Below are 9,763 nucleotides of genomic sequence, written 5' to 3' on the forward strand. Positions count from 1 at the left end.
CCGTGAGCCAGACCGAGCGGATGGATTCCGTCGACGAGTGGAACGTGGCCGAGGACGACGGGGTCCTGGACGCCTCCGACACCCTCGACGACGACCGGGTCGGCGATCCCCTCGACACCGGCATCGTGGCCGAGGACCACTGGACCGCTGCCAACCGGTTCGGCACCACGCCCGCCGAGGAGCGGGCGGGCGAGTCCCTGGCGCAGCACCTCGCCCAGGAGGTGCCGGATGTCGACCCCTACGCCGAGGGCGGCGACGACGAGGACGAGCTGACCCGCCGGGGGTACGAGAGCGAGACCCGCGCGGGCCGCCTCGTCGCCTACGACGAGGGCGTGCGCGAGGACGACGAAGCCGAGTCGGTGGCGTGGGACGCCGGGATCGACGCGGGTGCGGCAAGCGCGGAGGAAGCGGCGATCCACGTGGTCGAGGACCCGGACGGCCCCGGCGACGGCCCGCTGCGCTGACCCGATCCCGCAACCGCCGCGCTCAGCACCCCAGCAGGTGGTGAGCGCGGCGGGCGGGTCGCTCAGTGGATGATGACGGGCGTCTTGACCTGCTCCGCCTGCGGGTCGTCGAGCTGCGCCGGCTGACGTCGGCGCGGCAGCAGGGCCGCCGGGACGAACGTGAGCACGACGAGCGCGAACGCGACCCAGAACGTGTTGGCGAACGACTTCGCGGCGAAGTCGAGCCCGCGCTCGATGATCGACGGGTCCACCGGCATCTGCTGGAGCAGCTCCGGCCGCTGCTGGGAGGCGATGGCCAGCCCGGCCTCGGTGACCGGCGTGCCGCTCGGGTCCACTAGGCCGGGGATCGGCCGGGAGCCGTTCAGCTCGTTGGTGAGGATCACCGACATCACGGCGGCGCCGACCGACCCGCCGATCTGCTGGAGGATGTTGACAAGCGTGGATCCGCGGGCCACCTCCTGGGCCTGCAACGTCCGCAACGCCGACGTCATGATCGGCATCATCGTGCCGCCCATGCCCAGACCCATCACGAACAACGAGCCCTCCAGCAGCCAGTAGGAGGTCTGCGGGTCGACCTGGGTGAAGCCGAAGAACCCGACGACGATCAGCGCCAGCGCGAACGGGACGGTCCGCCCGATCGGAACCCGGTCGGCCAGAATGCCGGCGATCGGCATGGTGAGCAACGCGCCGATGCCCTGCGGGGCCATCAGCAGACCGGCGGTCAGCGTCGTCTCGCCGCGCACCTGGAGGAAGTAGCTCGGGAACAGCAGCCCGGCGCCCATGAACGCGATGATGAAGACGAACAGCGTCAGCGACGCGATGGTCAGGCTGCGGTTGCGGAACAGCCGCAGGTCGAGCAGCGGGTGTTGGGGCTTGAACGAGTAGAGCACGAACGCCACCACCAGCGCGCCACCGACAAGCATCGGGGCCCACACCTTGGTCGCGGCGAAGGTGCCCGCCTCCGGCAGCGACGACACGCCGTAGAGGAAGAGGGCGAGGCCCGGCGAGAGCATGAGCATGCCGACGAAGTCGAACGACTCGGACGGCTCGGGGGCGTCCTTCGGCAACGCCATCTGCGCGTAGATCAGGGCGACGACGCCGATCGGCAGGTTGATCAGGAAGATCCAGTGCCAGCTCGCGGTGTCGATCAACCAGCCGCCGAGGATCGGGCCACCGATCGGCCCGAGCAGCATCGGGATGCCGAGGACGGCCATCAGCCGGCCGATCCGGTGCGGCCCGGCCGCGCGGGTCATGATGGTCATGCCCAGCGGCATGAGCATGCCGCCGCCGAGGCCCTGGAGCACCCGGTAACCGATCAGCTCGCCGATCGTGTCGGCCGTGGCGCAGAGCCCCGACCCGATGGTGAACAGCGCCAACGCCACCATGTAGAGCCGCTTGGTGCCGAACCGGTCGGCCGCCCAACCGCTGAGCGGGATCACTGTGGCGAGCGCGAGGGTGTAGGCGGTCATCGTCCACGCGACGCGGGCGTAGGACGCGTCGAACTCACTCTGGAATTTGGGCAGCGCCACGCTGACCACCGTCACGTCGAGGATCGACATGATGGCACCGAGGACGACGACGCCGGCCACCTTGAGCACCGCGGCGTCGAGTTTGTCCGATGTCGCGACGGATTGCTGTGTCACTAACTCTCCTGATGTCGATTGAGCGCCGAATGGGTGGGTGGTGGCGACGTGCCGCGCCTGCATCCGGTGCGTGACGCGACGTACTGGGGCGACGCGCGCTGGCAGACTAACCGGCAGTTGTGACGGTTCGCCGCCGGGTTTCGTGACCGCCGGGGACGAACAATCCGATCGGCCGTCCCGCTACGGCCGGACGACGGGCTGTCGATCAGCGAGTAGCCATGCCCTAGAGGCGGATCGCGGTCCGGATCAGCCCGGCGAGGGCCAGGGATCGACTGTGCGGCGGCCACGCGATCACCGTCGTCACGGTTGGCGCGTCCAGCACCGGCACGGCGACGAGATCGCGGCGCAGGTCGGCCCGGCACGACTCGGGCAGGACCGCCGACGCTCGGCCGAGCGCGATCAGCTGGTACAACTGCGTGCTGTCCCGTACCTGCGGACCGGGTCCGTCCGGGTATGTGCCGTCGGGGCCGGGGCGGCGGGGCGGCGGCAGGTCGGACAGCGCGGTGACGTCGGCCATCCGCACCTGGGCCTGGGCGGTGAGGGGGTGCCCAGCTGGCAGGACCACAACCTGCCCCTCCGTGCTCAGCTCCTCGGTGTCCAGTCCGACCGTCGAGTCGAACGGTCGGTGCAGCAGCGCCACATCCGCCCGCCCGTCGCGCAACAGTCGCTCCTGCTCGCCGATCCCGCACAGCAGCACATCGACGGAGACCGCGCCAGGCTCCGAGGCGTACGCGTCAAGCAGCTTCGACAGCAACTCGCCGGACGCTCCAGCCTTCGTGACGAGGACCAGGCCGGGACGGCCGGCCCCGACGAGGGCTGCGCGGCGGGTACGGCGCTCGGCGGCCTCGACCGCGTCGAGGGCCGCCCGGCCCTCGACCAGTAGCACCGAGCCGGCCTCGGTCAGCGCGACGGCGCGACTGGTGCGTTCCAGCAGCGCCACCCCGAGCCGCCGTTCCAACTGCGCGATCGCCCGCGACAGTGGCGGCTGGGCGATCCCGAGCCGCCGCGCAGCGCGCCCGAAGTGCAACTCCTCGGCGACCGCGACGAAATACCGCAGCTCACGCGTCTCCATGCCCCAACGGTACCGACGGCACGGCATGGCCCGTCCCGCTCGGGCGCCTAGGGCGTGGCCTCGATGGATACCCGGGAGGTATCGACGCCCACCCAAGCGGTGTTGGCGGTCCGCTGGGGCACGGACAGGATCGGATGCATGAGCCAAACGACAATCGCGCTGGTCACCGGCGCGAACAAGGGAATCGGATACGAGATCGCGGCCGGCCTGGGCGCCCTCGGGTGGAGCGTCGGGGTCGGTGCGCGGGACGACACGCGCCGAGAAGCCGCGGTGGAGAAGTTGCGCGCCGCCGGCGTCGACGCGTTCGGTGTGCCACTGGACGTGACCGACGACGCGAGCGTGGCCGCCGCCGTCCGGCTGGTCGAGAAACGTGCCGGCGGCCTCGACGTACTCGTCAACAACGCCGGTGTCACCGGCGGTGTGCCCCAGGAGCCGACCACGGTCGACCTCGCGGCCGTACGGACGGCGGTGGAGACCAACGTGATCGGCGTCATCCGCGTCACCAACGCCCTGCTGCCCCTGCTGCGCCGCTCGGCGTCACCGCGGATCGTGAACATGTCCAGCGGCGTCGGCTCCCTCACCCGGCAGAGCGGCTCCACCGACGAGTTGGCGACAGGCCCGCTCTCCGTCGCGTACGCGCCATCGAAGACGTTCCTCAACGCCGTCACCGTCCAGTACGCCAAGGAACTGCGCGACACGAAGATCCTGATCAACGCCGCCTGCCCCGGCTTCGTCGCGACCGACCTCAACGGCTTCCGCGGCGTCCGTACCCCGCAACAGGGTGCGGCGATCGCGATCCGACTCGCGACCCTGCCCGACGACGGGCCTACCGGCGGGTTCTTCGAGGACGCCGGTGTGGTGCCCTGGTGATCAATCGGTCTACCGACCCCAGTAGCTGAGCAGGCGCGGGGGCGTGCCGGACCCTGGCCGCGCGCCCTCACCGCCCAGGTAGCTGGTGGGCCGTGCCGGACCCTGGCCGCGCGCCTCTCTTCGCCTCGGTGGCCGCGTGGAGTGAGGGCGTGCTGCGCTGTCCACCCGGTCGGTCTGCTGACCAGGGTGGTCGTTGTGTGCTGGTGGTGCTCACGTTCGTCGGTGGTAGTGGTTGCGCCGAGGGAGTTGCCCGGGGTCAAGCCAGGCTGGTGGGACGAATTCGGGGTGGCCGTCGCCCGCCAATCGCACTGTCCAGTCGCTGTGGTGCAGGTGCCGGTGGTGGTGGCCGCAGAGCAGGACGGCGTTGGTGAGGCTGGTGTCGCCGCCGTCAGCCCAGTGGTGGATGTGGTGGGCGTCGCACCAACGCGGTGGGCGGTCGCAGCCCGGGAAGGCGCAGCCACAGTCCCGCAGCACCAGGGCTCGCCGGAGGGGGCCGGTGATGAGGCGGCGTTGCCGGCCGAGGTCGAGTGGTTGGCCGGCGCCGCTGAGGACGGCGGGGAGAATGGCGGCGTCGCAGGCGAGTCGGCGCACGGCCTCGGGGGTGAGGTGCAGGCCGGTGTCGAGGGTGCCGCTGCCCAGTTGCCGGGTCAGACCTTCGTAGCTGGTGGTGACGACGATCTGGGCGGAATCCCCGCCGTACTCGGGCAACTCGCCGGTGCGCAGGGCGAGGCGGCACACGTCGCCGAGGGCGTCGTGCCGGCGTTGCCCGGGAGAACGCTGGTCATCGGGGCCCGCGGGTGCGCCGAGTGGGTCGATGGCGGCGCGGAGCAGCCCGGCGGTCTCGGTGTCGAGGATGCCGGTGAGTCGCAGGCGACCGTCGGTGAGGGTGGAGAGGGTGAGGTGGCGATCGCGGGTGGCATGGCGAGCTTCGGCGTCCAGGGCGGCCTTGGCGGCGGCGTCGGCGATGTCGGGTGCGACGTGGTCGAGGATGCGGGTGCTGAGTTTGCGTAAGAGGGTGGGATCGAATTGCCCGGCCCACTCGACGAGCACCCCGAGGGCCTTGTCAGCGGCCTCGGGACCGGCGGCGGTCTGCACCGTGTCGACCGCGTCGGCGATGACCCGGGCCTGGTCCACTGTGACGTGGCCGTCGGCCAGTGCGTGGCGTACCCCAGGATTGCCGGTGTCCAGGGCGGCGGCGAGGTCGACGAGGCGACGGGCGGCCGGGATGGCGAGGCGCAAGCGTTCGCGGAGCCAGACCGCGGTGGAGGAGGCACCCTGCGCGACGGCGGTGCCGCGGCCGTCGAGCTCACGAATCAGGGCCAGCTTCACTGCGGCGAGACGCTGCTCGACGCGGTGGGCGGTGTCGAGCGCGGCGATCAGCTCGTCCTCGGGCAGTGCCCAGGTGGCCGCGTCGGCGCAGGCCGCGAAGGCGTCCTCCGCCTGCGTCAATTCCTCGACCATGAGCAAAGATTAGAACAGGTGTACGACACTTTCGGTCGCCATGATCCAACTGGGACAGGCCCGCCCACCGGGCGGCCCGGAACGCGCCGGTGGTCCAGGCCGTCCGCCGGCGGAACATCGCACCCCTGCCCGTCTGTTGCACCCGATGTGCCGGCTACTGCCGGCGTCCACCACATCCGACTCCGGGTGGAAGGATGAGTCACCGTGGATCGCGCCCCGCTCGCCAGTTTTCTGCGTACCCGCCGCGAGGCCCTTCAGCCCGAGGACGTCGGATTGCCCCGGGGCCCACGTCGGCGCACCGGTGGGCTACGGCGCGAAGAAGTCGCCACGTTGAGCGGGATGTCCACCGACTACTACAGCCGGTTGGAGCAGCAGCGGGGGCCGCGCCCGTCGGAGCAGATGCTCGCCGCCCTGGCCCGTGGCCTGCGGCTCTCCCTGGCCGAACGGGACCACCTGTTCCAACTCGCCGGCCACGCCATCCCTCACCGGGCGGTGCGGGCCGACCACGTCAATCCGGGAATGATGCGGATCCTCGACCGGATGCCCGACACCCCGGCCCAGGTGGTGAACCACCTCGGCGAGACCCTGGCGCAGACCGCCCCGGCCATCGCCCTGCTCGGCGACGAGACCCGGCACACCGGGCTGGCCCGCAGCGCGCACCACCGCTGGTTCACCGACCCGACGGCACGGCGGCTGTACCCGGTGGAGGACCACCACACGCAGAGCCGCCTGCTCGTGGCGAGCCTGCACGCCTCGTACACCCGCGATGGCCGGGGGTCACGGGCCGCGACCCTCGTCGATGATCTGCTGGCCAGGAGCCCGGAGTTCGCCCAGCTCTGGCGGGAGCACCCGGTGCCGGCCGGATTCTGCCCGCCGAAGCGCTTCCTGCACCCGGAGGTCGGGGCATTGGAGTTGCACTGCCAGACCCTGGTGGACCCCGACGAGTCCCAGACGTTGCTGGTCTTCACCGCCGTGCCCGGCTCGGAGAGCGACGAGAAGCTGCGGCTGCTCTCCGTCATCGGCGCCCAGCTCGTCTGATCGCGGTCAGCCATCCCCGGAGCGCTGGGCCCGTCGCCTGGTGCCCGGGTAGCGCGCCGGGCTGACGCCCAGGTGACGCCGGAAGTGGCGGGTGAGGTGCGCCTGGTCGAAGAAGCCGGCCGCGACGGCGACCGCGGCGGGCCGCTCCCCGGCGAGGAGCAGGCGGCGCGCCAGCTCGACCCGGCGACCGGTCAGGTACGAGTGGGGTGGCAGCCCGTGCACGTGGGTGAACGTGCGGACCAGGTGGGTCGGGTGGGCGTGCAGCAGCTCGGCGGCCTCCCCCAGCGTGACGCCCTCGACGGTCCGGGCGTCCAGCAGCTCCCGCAGTCGGGCCGCGAGGCCACCCGCGGGCGGTGCGAGACTGACCGGAGTACGCCGGTGGAGCTGCCCGCGCAGCCGGTCCAGGATGAGCGCGAGCCGACTCTCGGCCTCGAACTCGTCACCGGGTGCGGCGAGCACCCGGTGCAGGTGGTCGATCCGGTCCCGCAGCCGCGGGTCGGCCAGGTCCGGCTCGTCGACCGCCCGACCGACCAGCTCGGCGCCGAGCGCCGAGGTGTCGAGATACAGGACCCGCTTGCGGAAGCCGTTCGCGGTGGCGGAACGGCCGTCGTGCGGCACGTACGGCGGCAGCAGGGTGACCGAGGTGCGCAGCGCGCCGTGCCGGTGGCGGTCGAGGTCGAAGCGGACCGCGCCGTCGTCGACGATCAGCAGCGTCCACACGTCGTGGATGTGCCGGGGGTAGGCGTGGTCCACGAAATGGGCGTGGAAGACCTCGGCGACCCCCGCTACCGCAGGTCGCCACGCGCTGACGTGCGAGCCCGGCGGGCGGGTGGCCACGCTAAGAACGTACAAGACCGGTCGGTGGTGCGGCGGGCAGGCTCGACGCCATGACCGAACCCATCCGATTTCCCACCAAGATTGCCGTGCTGCTGCGCAACGACCTGGCGAGCTGGCAGCGGCTCAACGTCACGGCCTTCCTGGTCAGCGGCATTGCGAACGCCGTGCCGGAGCTGCTCGGCGAGGAGTACCGCGACGCGGACGGCACCGCGTACCTGCCGATGTTCGGCCAGCCGGTGCTGGTCTTCGCCGGTGACCGGGCGACGCTTGTGGGCGCGCACTCGCGCGCCCTGGCCCGTGGGTTGCGGATGGCGATCTTCACATCCGAGTTGTTCGCCACCGGCAACGACCGGGACAACCGCGCCGCCGTGCTGGCGGTCGGTCGGGAGAAGCTCGACCTGGTGGGCTTGGCGTTGCACGCGCCGCGCAACGTGGTGGACAAGGTGCTCAAGGGAGCGTCCATGCACCCTTAGGGCGTGTGTCAAAGCCCCTGGCCGGCCTGCGGCGGGCCCAGACGACCGAGGACTTTGACACACGCCCTAACGGCATCCGGGCGACGAAGACATTGATATCGGTGCGTATGACTGTAATGATTAACACACTTTACAGTTGTTTCGCCGCCCCGGAAGGACCCCCACATGGCGCGACGATTGGCCGGGCTCGCGCCCCGCCGCCCCCGCACCACACTGACCTCCGCGCTCGCCGCGGCCCTGCTCGCCGTACCGACCGGCCTGGTCGTCGGCGCACCGCCCGCGATGGCGGCCGCGACGGGCGCCATCACCGGGTACGGCGGCAAGTGCGTCGACGTGGCCGCCGCCAACCCGGCCAACAACACGGCGGTCCAGCTCTACACCTGCAACGGCTCGACCGCGCAACAGTGGACGGTCGGCGACGACGGCACGATCCGGGCGCTCGGCAAGTGCCTCGACATCGCCGCCGCCAGCACCGCCAACGGCGCCCGGGCGCAGATCTACGACTGCAACGGCACCGGGGCGCAGCAGTGGTCGTCGACCGCCGGGCAACTGGTGAACCCCACCTCCGGCAAGTGCCTCGACGCGACCGGCCAGAGTTCCGCCGACGGCACCCCGCTACAGATCTGGAGTTGCACAGGCACCGCCAACCAGACCTGGACACTGCCCACCGGCGGCGGCACCACACCACCCCCGTCCGGCGGCTTCACCCACCCCGGCGTGCTGGTCAGCCGGGGTCAGCTCGACTTCGTCCGTGGCCGGGTGCAGGCCGGCGCGCAGCCATGGGCGTCGGCCCACAGCCAGATGATGAGCAGCCGGTACGCCTCCCTGTCGCGCACCCCGGCGCCCCGGTCGGTGGTCGAGTGCGGGTCCTACTCCAACCCGAACAACGGCTGCACGGACGAGCGGGAGGACGCGATCGCCGCGTACACCGACGCGCTCGCCTGGTATCTCACCGGAGACGCCCGGTACGCGCAGAAGTCGATCCAGATCATGGACGCCTGGTCGGCGACGATCACCGCGCACACCGGCAGCAACGCCCCGTTGCAGACCGGTTGGGCCGCCTCGGTCTGGCCCCGGGCGGCCGAGATCATCAGGTACACGTACACGAGTTGGCCCAACGCCAACCGCTTCGCCACCATGCTGCGCACCGTCTACCTGCCGATGGTGCGCAACGGCTCGAACAGCAACGGCAACTGGGAACTGACGATGATGGAGGCAGCCGTCGGCATCGCCGTCTTCCTGGAGGACCGGAGCGCCTACGACGCGGCGGTCACCCGCTTCCTCAACCGCACCCGGGCCTTCGTCTACCTGCCCAGCGACGGCGCGCTGCCCTACACCGTGCCCGGCAGCGGCCTGGACACCAGCTCGGAGATCATCGGCTACTGGCAGGGCCAGTCCACCTTCGTCGCCGGCCTCGCCCAGGAGACCTGCCGCGACTTCGTCCACACCGGATACGGGATCTCCGCCATCTCGCACGTCGCGGAGACCTCGCGCATCCAGGGACGAGACCTGTACCCGCAGGTCGGTGAGCGGTTGCGGCAGGCGCTGGGCTTCCACTCGCGCTACCAGCTCGGCGAGGCGCCGCCCTCCTGGCTCTGCGGCGGCAGCCTCACCCGGGGCCTCGGCCCGATCACCGAGGTCGGCTTCAACGCGATGAGCACCCGGCTGGGCAACGTCATGACCAACACCCAGACCCTCACGCTGCAACAACGTCCAGCCGGCAGCAACAACCTGTTCGTCGCCTGGGAGACGCTCACCCACGCCAACAACCCCAACTGACCAGGCCGCCGTGGGCCGGCACCACGTTCCGGCCGTCGCCGCCCCGGGTCACCACCGCGCAGGACACCCCGGCGTCGCGCCACTCGGCCATCACGTCGCCCACCGACCGGTCCGGGTAGAGCCACG

Annotated in this window: 9 protein-coding genes; 5 read left to right on the top strand and 4 right to left on the bottom strand. The window is 71.3% G+C overall.

The window, feature by feature from the left end:
• Positions 1-2: 2 nt before the first annotated feature.
• A complete protein-coding gene (locus AB0F61_RS27555) occupies positions 3-464 on the top strand; it encodes a DUF5709 domain-containing protein (protein ID WP_357815215.1) in 462 nt (153 codons plus the stop codon).
• A 62-nt stretch (positions 465-526) separates the two neighbouring features.
• Here the strand turns inward: AB0F61_RS27555 and AB0F61_RS27560 are convergent, their stop codons facing one another.
• Positions 527-2,107, bottom strand: coding sequence for a DHA2 family efflux MFS transporter permease subunit (locus AB0F61_RS27560; RefSeq protein WP_357815219.1), 1,581 nt, complete (start codon positions 2,105-2,107; stop codon positions 527-529).
• 223 nt (positions 2,108-2,330) lie between these two features.
• On the bottom strand, positions 2,331-3,179 hold the full coding sequence (locus AB0F61_RS27565) for a LysR family transcriptional regulator (protein ID WP_357815222.1): 849 nt from the start codon (positions 3,177-3,179) through the stop codon (positions 2,331-2,333).
• Between the two features lie 138 nt (positions 3,180-3,317).
• On the opposite strand from AB0F61_RS27565, the gene AB0F61_RS27570 reads away from it, so the two are divergent.
• Positions 3,318-4,049, top strand: coding sequence for an SDR family oxidoreductase (locus AB0F61_RS27570; RefSeq protein ID WP_357815225.1), 732 nt, complete (start codon positions 3,318-3,320; stop codon positions 4,047-4,049).
• 210 nt (positions 4,050-4,259) lie between these two features.
• Here AB0F61_RS27570 and AB0F61_RS27575 read toward each other — a convergent pair whose 3' ends face one another.
• On the bottom strand, positions 4,260-5,510 hold the full coding sequence (locus AB0F61_RS27575) for a DUF222 domain-containing protein (protein WP_357815228.1): 1,251 nt from the start codon (positions 5,508-5,510) through the stop codon (positions 4,260-4,262).
• 204 nt (positions 5,511-5,714) lie between these two features.
• Between AB0F61_RS27575 and AB0F61_RS27580 the strand changes: the two genes are divergently transcribed.
• The gene (locus tag AB0F61_RS27580) at positions 5,715-6,548 is read left to right on the top strand and encodes a helix-turn-helix transcriptional regulator (RefSeq protein ID WP_357815231.1); all 834 of its coding nucleotides are present in this window, start codon (positions 5,715-5,717) and stop codon (positions 6,546-6,548) included.
• A 6-nt stretch (positions 6,549-6,554) separates the two neighbouring features.
• On the opposite strand, the gene AB0F61_RS27585 is transcribed toward AB0F61_RS27580, so the two are convergent.
• Positions 6,555-7,385: an AraC family transcriptional regulator gene (locus AB0F61_RS27585; RefSeq protein ID WP_357815234.1), complete on the bottom strand. Its 831-nt coding sequence runs from the start codon at positions 7,383-7,385 to the stop codon at positions 6,555-6,557.
• 50 nt (positions 7,386-7,435) lie between these two features.
• Here AB0F61_RS27585 and AB0F61_RS27590 point away from each other — a divergent pair, with 50 nt between their 5' ends.
• Both AB0F61_RS27590 and AB0F61_RS27595 read left to right on the top strand, forming a co-directional pair.
• Positions 7,436-7,858 (top strand): DUF2000 domain-containing protein, encoded by a 423-nt coding sequence (locus AB0F61_RS27590; protein ID WP_357815237.1) that lies wholly within the window; start codon positions 7,436-7,438, stop codon positions 7,856-7,858.
• A 165-nt stretch (positions 7,859-8,023) separates the two neighbouring features.
• Positions 8,024-9,637, top strand: coding sequence for a ricin-type beta-trefoil lectin domain protein (locus AB0F61_RS27595; protein WP_357815240.1), 1,614 nt, complete (start codon positions 8,024-8,026; stop codon positions 9,635-9,637).
• The last annotated feature ends 126 nt before the right edge of the window (positions 9,638-9,763 follow it).

This window comes from Micromonospora sp. NPDC023888 (assembly GCF_040639415.1).
In the GTDB taxonomy this organism is placed as follows: Bacteria; Actinomycetota; Actinomycetes; order Mycobacteriales; family Micromonosporaceae; genus Micromonospora.